Annotated in this window: 16 protein-coding genes; 10 read left to right on the forward strand and 6 right to left on the reverse strand. The window is 51.1% G+C overall.

The genetic code is table 11. The features are described 5' to 3' along the window. Positions 1-134: 134 nt before the first annotated feature. Positions 135-878, reverse strand: coding sequence for a YARHG domain-containing protein (locus tag B3P58_RS20320; RefSeq protein WP_286720235.1), 744 nt, complete (start codon positions 876-878; stop codon positions 135-137). 102 nt (positions 879-980) lie between these two features. Next, a complete protein-coding gene (locus B3P58_RS20325; protein ID WP_286720238.1) occupies positions 981-1,535 on the reverse strand; it encodes a hypothetical protein in 555 nt (184 codons plus the stop codon). A 603-nt stretch (positions 1,536-2,138) separates the two neighbouring features. Here B3P58_RS20325 and acnB point away from each other — a divergent pair. From acnB to B3P58_RS20350, 5 genes are all read left to right on the forward strand, one after another. After that, positions 2,139-4,742, forward strand: coding sequence for a bifunctional aconitate hydratase 2/2-methylisocitrate dehydratase (gene acnB, locus B3P58_RS20330; protein ID WP_286720240.1), 2,604 nt, complete (start codon positions 2,139-2,141; stop codon positions 4,740-4,742). A gap of 224 nt (positions 4,743-4,966) precedes the next feature. Next, the gene (locus B3P58_RS20335) at positions 4,967-6,736 is read left to right on the forward strand and encodes a phosphoethanolamine transferase (RefSeq protein ID WP_286720243.1); all 1,770 of its coding nucleotides are present in this window, start codon (positions 4,967-4,969) and stop codon (positions 6,734-6,736) included. 150 nt (positions 6,737-6,886) lie between these two features. Next, positions 6,887-7,405 carry a hypothetical protein gene (locus B3P58_RS20340; protein WP_286720246.1) on the forward strand — a complete coding sequence of 173 codons (519 nt, stop codon included), beginning with the start codon at positions 6,887-6,889 and terminating at the stop codon, positions 7,403-7,405. Between the two features lie 136 nt (positions 7,406-7,541). After that, positions 7,542-8,477: an acyltransferase gene (locus B3P58_RS20345; protein ID WP_286720248.1), complete on the forward strand. Its 936-nt coding sequence runs from the start codon at positions 7,542-7,544 to the stop codon at positions 8,475-8,477. 198 nt (positions 8,478-8,675) lie between these two features. Continuing rightward, positions 8,676-9,665 carry a lysophospholipid acyltransferase family protein gene (locus tag B3P58_RS20350; RefSeq protein WP_286720251.1) on the forward strand — a complete coding sequence of 330 codons (990 nt, stop codon included), beginning with the start codon at positions 8,676-8,678 and terminating at the stop codon, positions 9,663-9,665. 51 nt (positions 9,666-9,716) lie between these two features. Here the strand turns inward: B3P58_RS20350 and B3P58_RS20355 are convergent, their stop codons facing one another. Together B3P58_RS20355 and aspS are read right to left on the reverse strand one after the other, a co-directional pair. Continuing rightward, a complete protein-coding gene (locus B3P58_RS20355) occupies positions 9,717-10,058 on the reverse strand; it encodes a hypothetical protein (protein WP_286720253.1) in 342 nt (113 codons plus the stop codon). Between the two features lie 69 nt (positions 10,059-10,127). Continuing rightward, positions 10,128-11,903: an aspartate--tRNA ligase gene (gene aspS, locus B3P58_RS20360; protein ID WP_286720256.1), complete on the reverse strand. Its 1,776-nt coding sequence runs from the start codon at positions 11,901-11,903 to the stop codon at positions 10,128-10,130. A 300-nt stretch (positions 11,904-12,203) separates the two neighbouring features. On the opposite strand from aspS, the gene B3P58_RS20365 reads away from it, so the two are divergent. The 4 genes from B3P58_RS20365 (at position 12,204) to B3P58_RS20380 (ending at position 15,273) form a co-directional block, all read left to right on the forward strand. Then, entirely contained in the window at positions 12,204-13,022 is an 819-nt protein-coding gene (locus B3P58_RS20365) for an SDR family NAD(P)-dependent oxidoreductase (protein ID WP_286720259.1), read from the forward strand. A gap of 211 nt (positions 13,023-13,233) precedes the next feature. After that, positions 13,234-13,752, forward strand: a complete 519-nt coding sequence (locus B3P58_RS20370; protein ID WP_145468390.1) for an HU family DNA-binding protein — start codon at positions 13,234-13,236, stop codon at positions 13,750-13,752. Positions 13,753-13,924: 172 nt separating this feature from the next. After that, positions 13,925-14,512: a uracil-DNA glycosylase family protein gene (locus B3P58_RS20375; protein WP_286720262.1), complete on the forward strand. Its 588-nt coding sequence runs from the start codon at positions 13,925-13,927 to the stop codon at positions 14,510-14,512. Beyond that, entirely contained in the window at positions 14,509-15,273 is a 765-nt protein-coding gene (locus tag B3P58_RS20380; RefSeq protein WP_286720264.1) for an SGNH/GDSL hydrolase family protein, read from the forward strand. Before B3P58_RS20375 ends, B3P58_RS20380 begins: the two co-directional genes overlap by 4 nt. 19 nt (positions 15,274-15,292) lie before the next feature. On the opposite strand, the gene B3P58_RS20385 is transcribed toward B3P58_RS20380, so the two are convergent. After that, entirely contained in the window at positions 15,293-16,090 is a 798-nt protein-coding gene (locus B3P58_RS20385) for a hydroxyacylglutathione hydrolase (RefSeq protein ID WP_225692599.1), read from the reverse strand. Between the two features lie 21 nt (positions 16,091-16,111). Continuing rightward, on the reverse strand, positions 16,112-16,570 hold the full coding sequence (locus tag B3P58_RS20390) for an HIT domain-containing protein (RefSeq protein ID WP_145468381.1): 459 nt from the start codon (positions 16,568-16,570) through the stop codon (positions 16,112-16,114). A 137-nt stretch (positions 16,571-16,707) separates the two neighbouring features. On the opposite strand from B3P58_RS20390, the gene B3P58_RS20395 reads away from it, so the two are divergent. Next, the coding region (locus B3P58_RS20395) for a peptidogalycan biosysnthesis protein (protein ID WP_286720268.1) at positions 16,708-17,273 on the forward strand (566 nt) is incomplete at its 3' end.

A 17,273-nucleotide genomic window follows, 5' to 3' on the forward strand; every position in this document is an offset into this window, starting at 1 on the left:
AAAACGGGAAACTCTCTTCTTTTCAATCAGAAGTGTCAGATCAGGTCTGAACTAATTCACTTTAAGCGAGCCCCAAGCCTGCCGCTTAGCGATTTATTGCGGGCTTATTCCAACCGCGTCTTCTTAGGTATTTCTTACTGACGACTTTCGAAATACCGAATTCTAGAAATATTGAATTTCTCTATATCATTAAAGGTATCGGCTGAGAACACATCTGATGGGTTATACCAACTGCATGAATAGAAATAACTACTTAAACTTGGATTGCTGAATTTATACCCATACTTAGCAAAAATAGTGTTTCTGTAAACACTCAGTTGATATTTAGTCAGGCCAGATAAGAATTCATCACTTAATTTTAGACTAGAAAGATACTCGTAGGGGCTCGCTGGACACGGTTCTCCAGTAGCATTCGAAATGCGTCCATTAGGTTCAATCAGGTAAAATTCATCCTTTATATCAAGTATATCTTCACGTTTATAGCATGAGTCAATTGTAGTAGTGGTTATTGAAAACTCAGTGTCACTGCTCCATGCTGCCGATTTCAATTCCCATGTTCCGCCATCACAATCAGAATCATGTACAAACGGTAAATAGGAAACCCTCTTTCCTGATTTAGTAAATGTATAAATAAAGCTGAAGTATCCGACACCATTTGAGTTTCCGATTTCAAGAGCTACGTACTCATCACTAACGATCTTTTTTTCAATGGTATATTGCCCATACATACCCCTACCTAAATAATGCTTAACAAATGATTCAGGTAGCTTTTGAGTATTATCAAGTTCAAGTAGCAGATCTTCAAAATATGTGTTTTCGCTTGCTGACGAAGACACGCTTATCAATACTAAAAACACATAGGTTGTAAGAGATTTCATCTGTACCTAACCCCCGCCAGAAGGCGATCGAAGTGAGCCATGGTGAAGACCAGGCTTTTTTTGTGACTGGAACGTATTTGGGCGGTTTGTTAGAGAACCCGCTCAAAATATTAACATGCCCCATTTATGGGACTTTGAGTCTAAGAGCATAAATTCATCATCTTCAAACTCAAATTCGTAATGTTCCATGCAGCTATCGAAATACTCTTGGATATCATCCCAGTTTTTCTTTTGAAACATGCCTACTACGAATACGCTCCGCTTTTCCAGCCCATCCATGGACTTTGATTTTAGCACTTCGTATTTTTCGGCATCCTTAAACATCATATCTATGCATTTTTTATAGTCATTATTTTGCTTGAGTTCCAGAAACGCATAACTCCCATTCCAGCCACTATATGTAAATCCAAAATCCACATATAGTCTATCTCCATCATATTTTCGCCGATCTACTTCAAACTCATGTTCCATATCCCATTCTTCAATTCCAGGATATTCATCTAGATATATCGCCAACTCGACCTGCCACCACTTTTCCCATCCTGTTATGCCGATTTCGTTAATTTGTTGCAGGCCTTTCGATATGTGTTCCTGAGAAAGAAATCCATCCATTATCTCTCGAACAATATTCATATCTTCAATAAATGTTTCAGACATGGTCTTCTCTAACAGTTTTATTAGTATGCACACGCATTAACTTGGGTAGACTTTTTCGAGGCTTCTTCTGCAACCAGTTGATCTGGTTCGGAAATGTCGCCTGCCCCTTAAAAACTTCCCAGAAAAACGCGCACGCCGGTTAATTCGGTTTTTCTGCGCCTTTAGATCTGCTGACTGATAAACCTGTTGCGCAGACTGCCTGCCGTTATTAATAACAGAAAACTTATTTTTACGGCCTAGGTATAAAGTACTGGATTAGGGTTCATATCAAGGTGTCACAGCATCGCGGGCATGGCCTGCTCCTACCAACGGTGGATACCAACAACCTTATTCGCGGGCAATCCCGCCCCTACGAGCTGAGAATTCCAACAAGTTTGTCCGCCCCTAAGGCCGGTGATGAGCGGCCATTCTCAAGGCGCTGCAGACCGCTTTCTGCCTACCGTTACTCTGCGCATTATCGACGTTTGCCTGTTCACATATCGACGTTTGTCTCTGGGTATTGAACCCGGCAGTACTGTTAGAATCAGAGCAAGGAGCTATCATTCACCCCGATGAATGAACGGACCGTGCAGAATCTAACTTGTTAACGATGAGGATACCGCTGTGTTAGAAGCTTATCGCGCACACGTCGCTGAACGTGCTGAACTGAATATTCCGCCCAAGCCACTGAACGCTGAGCAGACTGCTGCCTTGGTCGAGCTGCTGAAAAACCCACCGGCTGGCGAAGAAACCACTCTGGTTGATCTGCTGGAAAACCGCATTCCACCCGGTGTTGACGAAGCCGCCTACGTAAAAGCCGCCTTCCTGACGGCCATCATCAAAGATGAAGCGACTTCTCCGCTGGTATCCAAAGAAAAGGCGATTCAGCTGCTGGGCATGATGCAGGGTGGCTACAACATCGCCACGCTGGTTGAGCTGCTGGACAACGCTCAACTGGCTCCGCTGGCCGCTAAAGAACTGAAGCACACCCTGCTGATGTTTGATGCCTTCAATGACGTTCAGGACAAAATGAACGCCGGCAATGCCGTTGCCAAAGAACTGATGGAATCCTGGGCCAACGCTGAATGGTTCACCAAGCGCAACAAGGTTGCTGAATCCATCAAAATGACCGTATTCAAAGTAACCGGCGAAACCAATACCGATGACCTGTCTCCGGCTCCGGATGCCTGGTCCCGTCCTGATATCCCGCTGCACGCCCGCGCTGCTTATAAGATGACCCGTGACGGTCTGACTCCGGAAGAGCACGGCGTAACCGGCCCGATGAAGCAGATTGCAGAAATCAGCGCCAAAGGTCTGCCGGTTGCCTTCGTTGGTGACGTTGTCGGTACAGGTTCTTCGCGTAAGTCTGCCACCAACTCGGTGCTGTGGTTCTTCGGTGACGATATTCCGGGCGTGCCTAACAAGCGCGGTGGCGGTGTCTGTATCGGTTCTAAAGTGGCCCCTATCTTCTTCAACACCATGGAAGATGCCGGTGCTCTGGTATTCGAAGCACCTGTCGACAAGATGAACATGGGTGACGTGATCGATATCCGTCCATACGAAGGCAAAATCCTGAACGAAGCCGGTGACGTTATCTCCGAATTCGAGTTCAAATCCGATGTCATCCTGGACGAAGTTCAGGCTGGCGGCCGTATCCCGCTGATCATCGGTCGTGGCCTGACTACCAAGGCCCGTGCTGCCCTGAATCTGGGCGCAACCGACACTTTCCGTCTGCCGGTTGACCCTGAAGCAGGCACCAAAGGCTTCACTCTGGCGCAGAAAATGGTGGGTAAGGCTTGTGGTCTCGAAGAAGGCCAGGGCGTACGTCCGGGCACTTACTGCGAACCTAAAATGACGACTGTAGGCTCTCAGGACACCACGGGGCCTATGACCCGTGACGAACTGAAAGACCTGGCGTGTCTGGGCTTCCAGGCGGATCTGGTGATGCAGTCGTTCTGTCACACGGCCGCTTATCCGAAGCCGATTGACGTTGAAATGCAGCACACCATGCCTGACTTTATCCAGACCCGTGGTGGTGTGGCTCTGCGCCCTGGCGACGGTATCATCCACTCCTGGCTGAACCGTATGCTGCTGCCTGACACTGTCGGTACCGGTGGTGACTCTCACACCCGTTTCCCTATGGGTATTTCCTTCCCGGCGGGTTCTGGTCTGGTTGCGTTCGCCGCAGCGACCGGTGTTATGCCACTGGATATGCCGGAATCGGTACTGGTGCGCTTCAAGGGTAAAATGCAGCCAGGTATTACCCTGCGCGATCTGGTTCACGCCATTCCGCTGTACGGTATCAAACAAGGCATCCTGACCGTTGAGAAGAAAGGTAAGATCAACGAATTCTCCGGCCGTATTCTGGAGATCGAAGGTCTGGAAAACCTGACGGTTGAGCAGGCGTTCGAACTGTCCGACGCCTCTGCTGAGCGTTCTGCCGCCGGCTGTACCATCAACCTGTCGGAAGAATCGGTGGCTGAATACCTGCGTTCCAACATCGTGATGCTGCGCTGGATGATCGCTGAAGGCTACGGCGACGCCCGCACTCTGGAACGTCGTGCGAAAGCCATGGAAGCCTGGCTGGCGAACCCAGCTCTGATGCGTGCTGACAAAGACGCGGAATACGCCCACGTGATCGAAATTGATCTGGCTGATATCAAAGAGCCTATCGTGTGCTGCCCGAACGACCCGGACGATGCCAGGTTCCTGTCCGAAGTGGCTGGCGACAAGGTGGATGAAGTCTTCATCGGTTCCTGTATGACCAACATCGGTCACTTCCGCGCCGCGGGTAAACTGCTGTCCCAGCACAAAGGTGGTCTGAGCACCCGTATGTGGATGTCTCCGCCCACCAAGATGGACGAAGCTCAGCTGATGGAAGAAGGTTACTTCAACATCTATGGCACTTCCGGTGTACGTACCGAAATGCCGGGCTGTTCTCTGTGTATGGGTAACCAGGCACGTGTAGCTCCGAACACTACCGTACTGTCTACCTCTACCCGTAACTTCCCGAACCGTCTGGGTGATGGTGCCAACGTGTACCTGACCTCTGCGGAACTGGCGGCGGTAGGTGCGATTCTGGGTAAACTGCCAACCACCGCAGAATACATGGAATACGCCAACAAGCTGGACAGCATGTCGGCCGACATCTACAAGTACCTGAACTTCGACAAGATGGACGAGTACACCAGAAAAGCAGCGACAGCTGTTATCGTGTCAGACAAGTAATTAACCCGAGCGGTTGATCACTGAAAAACCCGGCTCAGGCCGGGTTTTTTATGGCTGCCCCTCTGAGCGGCAAGCTCTGCTGGTCACTGAACCGGTGCTGAATCCCGAACACATTATTAAGCCCGAAAAGCGAACGATCATTTCTTTGCAATCCGGTGACATTTTCATTACATTCCGCGCTCCAATACCCGTTACGGACAACACTTCCAATCCAAAGGGGCACCATGTCAGCTTTATTTCCTTTAATTCCGGTAAAACTCCTTTTTGTTGGTCTGACGGTCTACATATGGACACAACTGATCAAACGCGGCACCGCTCTTAACCAGCCCCGCGTCAGCCGTCTGATGCTCGCATTCGCAATTGTCAGCGTCATTCTTGCGATTATCTCCGTTGGTAAAATCTACCCTTACGGTGCGGTTACCGACCTTTTGGTCTTCGCTATCGCAACCAGCCTGTTTATGGCTCTGCCCATGCGCACTCTTGCCGGCCGTTTTCTTGGCTTTCTGCTGATTGCCCTGCCATTGCTGGGCCCCCTTGCCTACCTGCTGCACTATCAGGTCGTGGGCGGTGCAATGAACAAAGACAGCTTTATTGCCGTATTCCAGACGACCAGTGCAGAAGCCAGTGAATATCTCGCCAGCTTCACATCCGTAATGTCAGTAATACCACTACTGCTGGCCATTGCCATCCTTGTCTGGATCGTTAAACACAATGTTGGCAATGATCGTAAAACCCTGCCGATAAAAACTGCCACAACCTATGTTCTGCTGGGCATACTGATGATTGCTCTGGCACCACTGGAAAAGGGCTTATTTACCTACCCGGTGGATGTTTACGTCAGCTATCAGAAAGAAATGACCACAACCAAAGAGCGCATGGCGCAATTCAGCCAGCGCAATATCAAGAAAGACTACCGCATCAGCAAAGAAGGCCAGGGAGAGATCTATGTGGTGGTTGTCGGTGAATCCCTGAACAAACACCATATGGGTGTCTACGGCTATGAGCTGGACACCACCCCTAACCTGCAACGCCTGAAAGATGAGGGCAACCTGTTTATTGCCGATAATTCTTTCTCTAATTATCCCGGTACGATGGCAGCCCTGTCCCACGCCCTGACCGCAGCCAATCAGAAAAATGATAAACACTACACCCAGTCACTGGGCATTGTTGAACTGATGAACGAAGCTGGCTTTGTGACTCACTGGCTGGGTAACCAGCCACTGTCCAACAGCTATGACATGATCCTCGGCCTGATTGCCAAAGAAGCGCAGGATGTACAGCTGACCTTCGATATTGAATTTCACAGTATGTCGCACAAAAATCATCAGCCGGACGGCGTTCTTTTGCCACTCTATAAAGATATTCTGGCGCAACGCGATGCGGGTAAAAATCAGGTGATATTTGTTCACCTGATGGGCAACCACACCGATTACTGTGAGCGTTACCCGGAAGAATACAAACGCTACGAAGTTGCTCCGTTGGATGCCCTGTACTCGCACATATTCAAAGGCGGACTCGGCCACTCCCGTGAGTGCTATGACAACAGCATTCTGTACAACGACCATGTTGTCAGCACCCTGATCGACGATCTGCAGAGTGCTCTGGGCAATGATGGCATTGGCGGCCTGCTGTACTTTGCCGATCATTCCGAAGACATTGAGCGCGGCGTCGGCCACTCCAGTGCCAACTTCTCCTTCGATATGGTCGAGTCTCCGACCCTGATCTGGTTATCAAAGGCTTATCAGCAGCAAAATTCTGATAAAACCGCAGCCCTGCGCCACAACCTCGGCCAGTACTACCCTAATGACTTTGTCTTCGACACGGTGATTGGCATGAGTGGCAGCCAGATGGAAGGCGAAACTTATTGCAGCAGCTGCGACCTGTTCAGTTTCGACTACAACCTGCCACTGGAAAATGCCCGCACCATGCATGGCAAGCTGGCCTACAAACCCCTGAAAAACCCTCAGCCTGCCGCAACGGTAACCAGCCAATAATACAAACCACACCGGGCCTTATGGCCCGGTTTGTCCTCGCCTTTGTCGCCCCTCCAGCCCCGCCATACTTTCTGCCCCCGCCAAACTTTCTGTTAATATGCGCTTAATCATTCGCTGCTTATCAGGCCAGCCAGGCCAACGGACAATATTATGGGTGCATATCTGGTTCAGATTCATTGCCAGCAATGGGAAAAATCGCAGCGCGGTGAACCCTACGCATCACTCAGACACAGCCAGCCTGAACGCAGCGCGATCGCATCCATACAACAACTCCCGCATATTCCACTCGGTAATGGCCAGCAATTACGCCTCGACATTCATGGCGATGACCGCCCGTCTTCGCGCTATCCCGATGGTCGTTTCCGCCTGAAAAAAGTCGGTAGTCAGGGCTGGCAACTGGACCGGGTTCTGTTTTATCAGCAACAGGATGGTGCCATCTGTCTGCGCCACAGCAGCGGTGACTATGTTCAATGGCAATTACAGGATGGCTGGCTGCAATACCGCTATCAACAGCGTTACCGGGTCGAAGAGCCGGACGCCATTTATTGGCTTTATGAGCGCGTCATCATCAATCTTGCTTATTTTCCGCACAGTAACGGACAGAGCCAGATATTTACCGAGCAATCTCCAGCCCGGATTATTGATGACCAAAGCCCAGATTCCTTCTGACACAGCAACACAGGCAGCGCGCAACAGATTGTCCTGCATGCAACACAGCCTCAGCGCAACATAGGATTGCCGCGCTCCGCCACTTTATCTAACATTAGCCACCACCCTTAACCGCCCACCGGATACGGACTCTAACGTGAGCAAAGCTGAACTACATTCCGCCGGAAAACCCACTTTCCTGACTACCTGTGCAGGTATCATCAGCTCGCTTGCGCTGTTGATTCATACCGTTTTTCTTGGTGTATTTCTTTATGCCTTTATCCTGCTGCGCATCATTCTGCCAGCACGTCAGGCACAACAACTGGCAAATCCTGTTATTACTGCCATCGCCAGCCTCTGGTTGGCCGGCATTCTGTGGTGGCTCAATCATATTCACCGCGTGCAATGGGATATCCGCGGCCTGTCACGCCAGGGTAAAAAAGACTGGTACCTGCTCAGCGCCAACCATCAGAGCTGGGTGGATATTTTTGTGCTGTATCAGATTTATCACGGCAAAGTCCCGCTGCTGAAATTCTTTATTAAAAAAGAACTGGCTTATGTACCTATTGTTGGTCAGGCCTGGTGGGCTCTGGATTTTCCTTTTATGCGCCGCTACTCAAAGCAGTTTCTGGCCAAACATCCGGAAAAAGCCGGGGATGATTTAAAAGAAACTCAAAAAGCCTGCGAAAAATTCTCGCTGACACCGACCAGTGTGATGAATTTCCTCGAAGGTACACGCTTTACCGTTGCCAAGCACCGTGACCAGCAATCTCCCTTTAAACACCTGCTGAGACCCAAGGCCGGCGGTCTGGCCTTTGCTATTCAGGCACTGGGGGATAAATTCAGCGCCCTGACCAATGTCACCATTTATTACCCGCAAGGTATTCCAAGCTTCTGGGACATGATGTGTGGGCGCTTTAAACACGCCGTGGTACAGATTGAAGAGCTGCCGATTCCTGCGCATTTCAGCAAAGGCGATTATCAGAATGACGATGCCTTACGCCTGGAAATCCAGCAATGGGTAACGGAAATATGGCTGAAAAAAGATGAACAGCTTTCCGTATTAGCCGGACATAAGGCTGAACATTTGTAGCAGTTCAGTTCCTCAGTCCTGAACCACGATCAGGCGAGCCGGCAATTCCTGTAATTGCCGGCTTTTGTTTTAACAATTCTCCCACGGCATTATCGCCCTTCTTCCGTACCGCTCTGCGGGAGGCCGTACGATATTATCCAAAAAATTTTTGCGGTATTTATATACAGCCCTTCGCCCGGAAACAAATCCGGAATTAATATGGAGCAACAGGTTCCGAATGATTTAAAATCCCGCTTTTTTACCCGTCAAAACAACCGCTACATGATTAAATCTGCTCTGATTCCTCTTACACCCGCCCTGCTGAAACCCAGATACTGGAGTGCCTGGATTATCGTTCTGCTGATGTGGTCACTGGCCTGGCTACCGGTTAAAACCAAACATGCAATGGGCGCCCGCCTCGGCCGCGTGCTGAGCAAAAGAATGAAAAGCCGTACGCGCATAAGCCACCGCAATCTGAGTGTCTGCTTTCCGAATAAATCCCCTGCAGAAATAGAAACACTGATTGAAGAAAACATGGTGGAAATGACCAAAGGTGCACTGGAAGCCTCCCACCCCTGGTGGCGGAACATGTCCGGTTATTCGGCCAAAGCAAAGGTTATTGGTCTGGATAAACTGCTTAATGCCCGCGCCAAAGGGAATGGCGTACTGATCATGGGTGGCCACTTCGCCGCCGTCGATTTTATTCTGGCTATTTTCGCCGACCGGGTCGCACGGGATTACCCACTCGGCTATATGTACCGCCCCCATGACAATCCGGTTATTAACCGTATGATTGTCAACGGGCGCCACCGCCATCATGTGCATGGTTTTACCAAATACGAACTGAAAGACATGGTTCAGTTTCTGAAAGACGGCAGCATGGCCTGGTACGGTTGCGATCAGAACTTCAGCAAGTCTGATTTATTTGCTCCCTTTTTCGGCGTTCAGGCCGCGAACCTGTCAACGCCTACCTGGATCGCGCAAGAAAGCGGCGCCGCCGTGGTATTTATGCGTATGCATCGTCTTGCCGATGGTAACTTCGAATACGAATTCAGTGATGAACTGGAAGGCTTTGGTAACGATGCGCAACAAGACTGCGAAGCCTGGAACAGGGAGCTGGAAAAAGCCATTCTCCACTATCCTGCTCAGTACTTCTGGGTACATAAGCGCTTTAAAAAACGCCAGGCCGGTGAAGCAGGAATGTACTGAACAACCGCCCTCTTACGCTTAATTGTACGACAGAGGGTGTACTCAGAAATCTCATTTCATAAAGTATTCACTGATCCAGTGATACAGCACATCTGCGTTAAAGTCGGTATTTTTTACCGCCTGATAGTCATCTCCCGGGTCCTGATCAATAAAGGTATATTGATACTGAATCAGCCCCGGGTGTTTATCATGCAACACAATAAGAATTCGTTTACGCGTCTGTAAGCAATCAATACTCATCACGTCGGCCGGAATCCCCATCCTGCGCATACCCTGCATAACCCCGATCACCGGATTCATATCGGCAAAATCCTGCTGAATCCGCAAATGTGCCTCACTGGCAACTTCCGACAACGACAGCAACGCCGGGTTGGCACTTATTTTTTTATCCATATGAATATCCTTGCAGCATAAAAAACGGGAGCCTGCGCTCCCGTTTTTTTACCCATCAGTCTGCCGGAATTATTCCGCAGCTTTTGGCTTTTCACGCAGTTTAATATGCAGCTCACGCAGCTGGGTGTTATTAACCGCACCCGGAGCCTGAGTCATCACACAAGCAGCTGACTGGGTTTTCGGGAAGGCAATCACTTCACGAATAGAGCTGGCGCCGGTCATCAGCATGATCAGACGATCCAGACCGAAAGCCAGACCACCGTGTGGTGGTGCACCAAACTTCAGTGCATCCAGCAGGAAGCCGAATTTCTCACGCTGTTCTTCTTCAGAAATGCCCAGCGCGCGGAATACACTCTGCTGCATGCTCTGATCGTGAATACGGATAGAACCACCACCCAGCTCACAGCCGTTCAGTACCATATCGTAAGCACGGGACAGCGCGTTCAGCGGGTCTTTTTCCAGCTCTTCCGGAGAACAGCTTGGCGCGGTGAACGGATGGTGCAGTGCAGTTACAGAGCCATCGTCGTTCTCTTCGAACATCGGGAAATCAACAACCCACAATGCTGCCCACTCAGAGGTGTACATGTTCAGATCGGCAGCAACCTTGCAACGCAGTGCGCCCAGCGCTTCGTTAACGATCTTGGCTTTATCAGCACCGAAGAAAACGATATCGCCGTTCTTCGCTTCCAGCTTGGCCATGATCTTCATGGTGTTATCGTCACCGATAAACTTGATGATCGGAGACTGCAGGCCTTCAACACCTTTTTCGATTTCGTTGACTTTAATCCAGGCCAGACCTTTGGCGCCGTAAATACCAACGTACTTGGTGTAATCGTCAATCTGCTTACGGGAAAGCTCAGCGCCGCCCGGTACTTTCAGTGCAGCAACACGGCCTTTCGGATCTTTCGCCGGAGCAGCAAAGACTTTGAATTCGATATCCTGCAGGAATTCGGCAACATCAACGATTTCCATCGGAATACGCATATCCGGCTTGTCTGAACCGTAACGGTTCATCGCTTCGGAATATGGCATACGCGGGAAGTCGCCCAGATCAACATTCAGTTCTTTCTGGAAGATTTCTTTGATCATGCCCTGGGCGATACCCATGATGTCGTCTTCGTTAATAAACGAAGCCTCAACGTCGATCTGGGTAAATTCCGGCTGGCGGTCAGCACGCAGATCTTCGTCACGGAAGCACTTGGCAATCTGATAGTAACGGTCAAAACCGGCAACCATCAGCAGCTGTTTGAACAGCTGTGGCGACTGTGGCAGTGCGAAGAAAGAACCTTCATGGGTACGGCTTGGCACCAGATAGTCACGCGCACCTTCCGGCGTTGCACGGGTCAGGATAGGGGTTTCGATATCGAGGAAACCCTGCTCTTCCAGATAACGGCGGGCATGGGAAGTCACTTTTGAACGGAAGCGCAGCTTGTCCTGCATTTCCGGACGACGCATATCCATAAAGCGATACTTCAGACGAATCTCTTCACCCACATCGCTGTAACCATCAAGCGGGAACGGTGGTGTTGCGGCCTTGTTCAGGATGGTGATTTCTTTACCCAGAACTTCGATCAGACCGGTTTTCATATTGGCATTGGTGGTGCCTTCCGGACGGCCACGCACACGACCACTGATCTGTACAACAAACTCAGAGCGTACGCTGTCAGCGGCATTGAAAGCATCCACAGTGTCAGGGTCAAACACCACCTGCACCAGACCTTCGCGGTCACGGATGTCGAGGAAAATCACGCCCCCGTGGTCGCGGCGACGATGCACCCAGCCACAGAAGGTTACGGTTTGGTCGATCAAGGTTTCGTTGATATCACCACAATAATGTGTGCGCATCGCTTGGTCCTGCATCTGAATCGTCAATGAAGTTGCCGACAGGCCGTAAATAGAAGGCGGGCCGGAAATAAAAGGCGGGCAGTATAACGGATTTTAACGGCGATCCGATACCTCAGCAGCCGGATTCCTGCAACCTCAGGCCCAACCTGCAGCAAAGGCACTGCCGGTCTGGGCAGAAAGCCCTGCGGATCGTCACAAATCCACCTTGAGCCCCCTCCTCACTCAGGTAGTCTGCACAGCCTAAAACAATAACATCCGTGAGCATCCCTCACTTAAGCAGAACATCAGCGGAGCAACCCCATGCAGTCATTTTCCAATAAAGTTGTTGTCATCACCGGTGCAGCTTCCGGCATTGGCCGGGCACTGGCCCAGCAGCTGAGCCGCGAAGGTGCCCACCTGGCACTGTCCGACGTCAATATGAAAGGCCTGGAAGAAACCCGCTCATTGCTGAGCGGCCACGGCAAAGTAACCCTCAGCGCCCTGAACGTTGCCGACCGCGATGCATTCGAAGCCTATGCCGCACAGGTGGTCGCCGACCATGGTCAGGTCGATGCTGTGATCAATAATGCCGGTGTCGCCTTATCAGAAACCGTCGCTAATATGAGTTACGACGACATGGAGTGGATTGTAAATATTAATTTCTGGGGCGTGGTCTACGGCACCAAAGCCTTCCTGCCGCACCTGCAGAGCCGACCAGAGGCCGCCATTATTAATATTTCCAGTATTTTTGGCATCATTGCCCTGCCAACCCAGGCCGCCTACAACGCGACCAAATTTGCCGTGCGCGGCTTTACCGAATCCCTGCGTCAGGAACTGGCCGATACCAACGTCTTTGTCACCACCGTGCATCCGGGCGGCATTAAAACCAACATCGTCCGCAATGGCCGCATGAAAACTTCTCTGGCTGGTGAGAAAGACCACGCCACCCAGATTGCAGAGTTTGAAAAGATGGCACGCACAACCCCTGCACAAGCCGCTGATGTGATTCTCAGCGGGGTAAAACAGCAAAAACGCCGTATTCTGATCGGTGCTGACGCCCGCCTGATGGACCGTATTCAACGCTGGTTCCCGGTGCGCTACAGTGGCATATTCGGTTGGGTACTGAAAAAGCTGGCATAAAAGACCGGTGAATTTCCGCAAAAAACCGTATCAGATAGTCGCAAATCACGTTTTGTGACGAAAAACCCCGAAAAAACAGGGCTCAGGTGCTTGCCTCGCCCTTTTTTTTACATAAGAATTCTCTGGCCTCTCCGATAATATGCAGCATCTCAACGTCAGCCTGCCACGGAGAAGCCCGAACCCGGAACAACAAAACCAAAAGGATCAGACCATGGCTGCAAGAAAATCTCCGGCGGCGAAAGCTCCTGCGAAAAAAGCGGTTGCCAAAGCCCCTGCCAAAGCACCAGCGGCTAAAAAAGCCGTAGCCAAAGCACCTGCAAAGAAAGCCGTCGCTAAAGCGCCTGCGGCTAAAAAAGCCGTAGCCAAAGCACCTGCTGCCAAGGCAGCCGCACCGGCAGCACGTAAGACCACTGCTATTGCTGAAAAATACAGCAAGACCCAACTGCTGAACGAAATCGCAGAAACAACTGGTCTGGCCCGTAAAGACGTTAACGCTGTACTGGAAGAACTGACCGTTCTGATCGAACGTCACGTGAAAAAACGTGCCGTTGGTGAATTCATTCTGCCAGGCCTGCTGAAAATCAAAACCATCAAAAAACCTGCGCAAAAAGCACGTAAGAATGTACCAAACCCATTCCGTCCGGGTGAAACCATGGATGTTGCAGCCAAGCCTGCGAGCACCAAGGTTAAAGTTCTGCCACTGAAGAAACTGAAAGACATGGCGATGTAATCCATTGCCCATGCAGCAATGGCTGGTGCGCTTCCGGGCAGCCGGCACATCGTTAAGCGGCCGGTGTTTACACCGGCCGCTTTTTTTTTGCCCGGAACTTCACCGGTCTGTTTTTTGATTTTGGCTCCGGAACACGCCACCATGCACAGATACCTGCCATTGGCCGCTGAACATGTCTGAGTTAATTCCACTGCTCAACGAGATTGAACATTGCACCCGCTGTGTTGCTGACCTGCCACTGGGGCCACGCCCGGTTGTCCGCGCGGCGGCAACATCGCGTCTGCTGATTATTGGCCAGGCCCCCGGAACCAAAGTTCACGCCAGCGGAATTCCCTGGGACGACGCCAGTGGCCAGCGACTGCGCCAGTGGCTGGGCATCAGCAATGATGTGTTTTATGACGACAGCAAAGTCGCCATTATGCCGATGGGATTCTGCTACCCGGGAAAAGGTAAAAACGGAGATTTACCACCGCGCCCGGAGTGTGCACCGCATTGGCATACGCAATTACTGGCAGCCATGCCCAATATCCGCCTGACGCTGTTAATCGGGCAATATGCACAGAACTACTATTTAAACGATGATTATCGCAACCTGAGCGAACGCGTTGCGCACTGGCGGGATTTTCCCCACGATTTTTTTGCCCTGCCGCATCCTTCACCACGTAATCAGCTGTGGCTGAAAAAACACCCCTGGTTTGAGCAGGACGCTATACCTGCCCTGCGACAACGTATTCGCCGCCTGCTGGAAAGCGCACCATGACATCACGACTGACGTTACTGCTCAGCTATCTGCTGTATTTGCCATTGCTGCCGGTATTGCCCTGGATTATTTATCAGGGAAAAACCGTTAAACGCAATACCCTGCGTCTGCCTGAAGCCAGCGGCATACGCTCTGGCACTGAACCGAAATTACAACAGCCAGCGCACAGTCTGCTGCTGCGTCATATTGGCGAAAGCACCGTCGCCGGTGTGGGTATCAGCAGCATCAGCAATGGCCTCACCGCCTGCATCGCCCGGGCACTGGCCAGTGAACAATTAGCGGTGCAATGGCAGGCGATTGCACAAAGCGGCATCCGCGCAGCACAGTTAAAAGACATCATTGCAGAAGAAGATAAAGCCCCGGAGCAAGCGCCATATCAGAAAGCACTGTTGCTGATTACCCTGGGCGTGAATGACACCACAGGTCTGACTGCTGCCCACCAATGGCGACGCCAGCTGCGCCGTATTATTCAGCATGAAACAGCCCATCTGCCGGCCGGAACTCAGGTTGTATTTACTCAGGTGCCACCGATGCAGGATTTCCCTGCGCTGCCTGCCCCACTGAACCGCTTTCTTGGTTTGCGCGCCTGGCAACTGGATAAACAAATAAGACACTTATGCAGTAAGCAGGGCTGGCATCATGCGGCGATCAGCTTGCCGCTGCAGCCACAATGGATGGCAGAAGATGGTTATCACCCCAACGCTGAAGGCTACGCCCGCTGGGGTGAAGGGGTTGCGGACAGCATCCGCACATTGCTCTGACCAGAGCTGAGTGCGCTATTTACCACTGATCGCGCAGGCTGCGCAGCGCCCGGAATACATCGCGATCACTGTCACCCAGCTGCGGAAAGTGCTCTTCTTTCAAACGCTCACGGATACGCGGCTCGTGCAGACGTAAAAACGGGTTATATTCACGCTCCTGCCCCAGCGTCATCACCGGCATATCATCCGGAGAAAAGGCTGACACCTGATCAGCCCAGTAACCGGCCATCGCATTACCCGGTTCCCGGTCGAGGGCAAAAGCCAGATTATTTTTCATATAATCGTGCCCCGGATAAAGCAAGGTTTCATCCGGCAATGGCAGCAGCTGCGACACAAAAGTATCGTACATAGTGTCGACATTACCGCCGTTATAACAATTACCGGCGCAGGCATTAAATAAGGTATCGCCGGAAAATAACACCGGCACAGGTTCGTGCTCCGACACCGGTGCCAGCAGGCATAAATGTACCGGTGTATGACCGGGCGTAAACAACACATTAAACCGTAACGTACCCAGTTCAATCACATCACCGGCATCCAGACCATGCGCCTGATTAGGGATTTTTCCCAGCGCATTTTTATGCGCCCAGATGGGCGCACCGGTTGCAGCCTGCACCGCCGGATTGCCGTCAATATGATCATGGTGCTCGTGGGTATTAATAATCAGCCGGATATCCAACCCCTGTTCAGCGGCTAATTGCACCATGCCTTCGCCATCCAGAGGATCAAGGGCAATGGCCTGACGGGTTTCTTCACAGGCGATCAGATAATTAAAATTTCTGAGCGGGTTATTCATAAAACGGCGTAACACAATCATATAGTTTCTCCGGCTCAGACATTACCAATAGACGTTGTTTTCTTCGTCATCCTCAGCGTGCAGGTCTTCAACAAAATGACTGGAAAATAAACTCTTCAGCTCATGCACACGCTCCTCCAGGGCTGCTGCACTGTACGGCACCGCCGGACTGTGTCCCCAGACAGGGCCCGGCCAGGCAGGGTCATCAGCGAAACGGGCTATATGGTGTACATGCAACTGAGCAACCACATTACCCAGCGCGGCGACGTTCATGGATTTGGCAGAAAAATGATCGGCCATTTTTTCCAGCACCCAGCTGGATTCTTTGGCCAGCTGCATCCGGTCTTCTTCAGACAGATGATAAATTTCAAACACATCGTTACGGGCCGGTACCAGAATCACCCATGGGTAGCGGCTGTCGTTCATCAGCAGCACCTGGCTCAGTGGCAGGCGGCCGATCAGCGTGGTATCCGATTGCAGTCGTTCATCAAGACGGAACATAATTCCCTCCGCAGTAGTTATTCCAGTCATTATGATAGGCCTGAGACTGCGCAAGGTCACTGCTTTCACAGATAAGCTGACAAATATTCTGCCGCAGATACTGATATGCAACCCACAAAGACTACGGATCGCTCTGAATGAAGGATTTCCACCTGATCACCAGCATTAGCGCCATCCCTGAAACTCAGTGGCAAAAGTTACAGCGCAACAGCGCGGGGGATTATCCCTTTCTTGATTACCGCTTTCTCGCTGCTCTCGAACACAGTGGCTGCATTGGCTCCGGCAGCCGCGGCAACAACAACGAGGACAACAACAACGAAGACCATGAACACGACAGCGGCTGGCAGGTACAGTATCTGGTGCGCTTTGATACTCAGGGTGAGGCCGAAATAATCATTCCCTGCTACCGCAAAACGCACAGTTACGGCGAATATGTATTTGACTGGAGCTGGGCCGAAGCCTATCAGCGCTATGCGCTGGAGTATTATCCCAAGCTGTTATGGGCCGCTCCTTTTACTCCGGCAAGTGGCCCCCGGCTGCTGCATAACGCTACGTCAGAAACAGAAGTACAGCAGGTCTGGCAGGATGCATTACAGGCGGTACAGGCATTTTGCTCAGCGCAGCAGTTATCCGGCTGGCACCTTAACTTTATCGCTCCCGGCGACAAAGTGCTGCTGGATACACTTTGTAAGTCCGCAACCAC

Source organism: Thalassolituus sp. UBA2009 (assembly GCF_002335285.1).
Classification (GTDB): domain Bacteria; phylum Pseudomonadota; class Gammaproteobacteria; order Pseudomonadales; family Oceanobacteraceae; genus Venatoribacter; species Venatoribacter alkanivorans.

Excerpts from the sequence above, each read along its gene's own strand:
- B3P58_RS20385 (WP_225692599.1), bottom strand. The coding sequence starts at position 16,090 with ATGATTGTGTTACGCCGTTTTATGAATAACCCGCTCAGAAATTTTAAT.
- B3P58_RS20380 (WP_286720264.1), top strand. The coding sequence starts at position 14,509 with ATGACATCACGACTGACGTTACTGCTCAGCTATCTGCTGTATTTGCCA.
- B3P58_RS20355 (WP_286720253.1), bottom strand. The coding sequence starts at position 10,058 with ATGGATAAAAAAATAAGTGCCAACCCGGCGTTGCTGTCGTTGTCGGAA.
- B3P58_RS20365 (WP_286720259.1), top strand. The coding sequence starts at position 12,204 with ATGCAGTCATTTTCCAATAAAGTTGTTGTCATCACCGGTGCAGCTTCC.
- B3P58_RS20340 (WP_286720246.1), top strand. The coding sequence starts at position 6,887 with ATGGGTGCATATCTGGTTCAGATTCATTGCCAGCAATGGGAAAAATCG.
- B3P58_RS20335 (WP_286720243.1), top strand. The coding sequence starts at position 4,967 with ATGTCAGCTTTATTTCCTTTAATTCCGGTAAAACTCCTTTTTGTTGGT.
- B3P58_RS20390 (WP_145468381.1), bottom strand. The coding sequence starts at position 16,570 with ATGTTCCGTCTTGATGAACGACTGCAATCGGATACCACGCTGATCGGC.
- B3P58_RS20350 (WP_286720251.1), top strand. The coding sequence starts at position 8,676 with ATGGAGCAACAGGTTCCGAATGATTTAAAATCCCGCTTTTTTACCCGT.
- B3P58_RS20325 (WP_286720238.1), bottom strand. The coding sequence starts at position 1,535 with ATGTCTGAAACATTTATTGAAGATATGAATATTGTTCGAGAGATAATG.
- B3P58_RS20375 (WP_286720262.1), top strand. The coding sequence starts at position 13,925 with ATGTCTGAGTTAATTCCACTGCTCAACGAGATTGAACATTGCACCCGC.
- aspS (WP_286720256.1), bottom strand. The coding sequence starts at position 11,903 with ATGCGCACACATTATTGTGGTGATATCAACGAAACCTTGATCGACCAA.
- B3P58_RS20370 (WP_145468390.1), top strand. The coding sequence starts at position 13,234 with ATGGCTGCAAGAAAATCTCCGGCGGCGAAAGCTCCTGCGAAAAAAGCG.
- B3P58_RS20320 (WP_286720235.1), bottom strand. The coding sequence starts at position 878 with ATGAAATCTCTTACAACCTATGTGTTTTTAGTATTGATAAGCGTGTCT.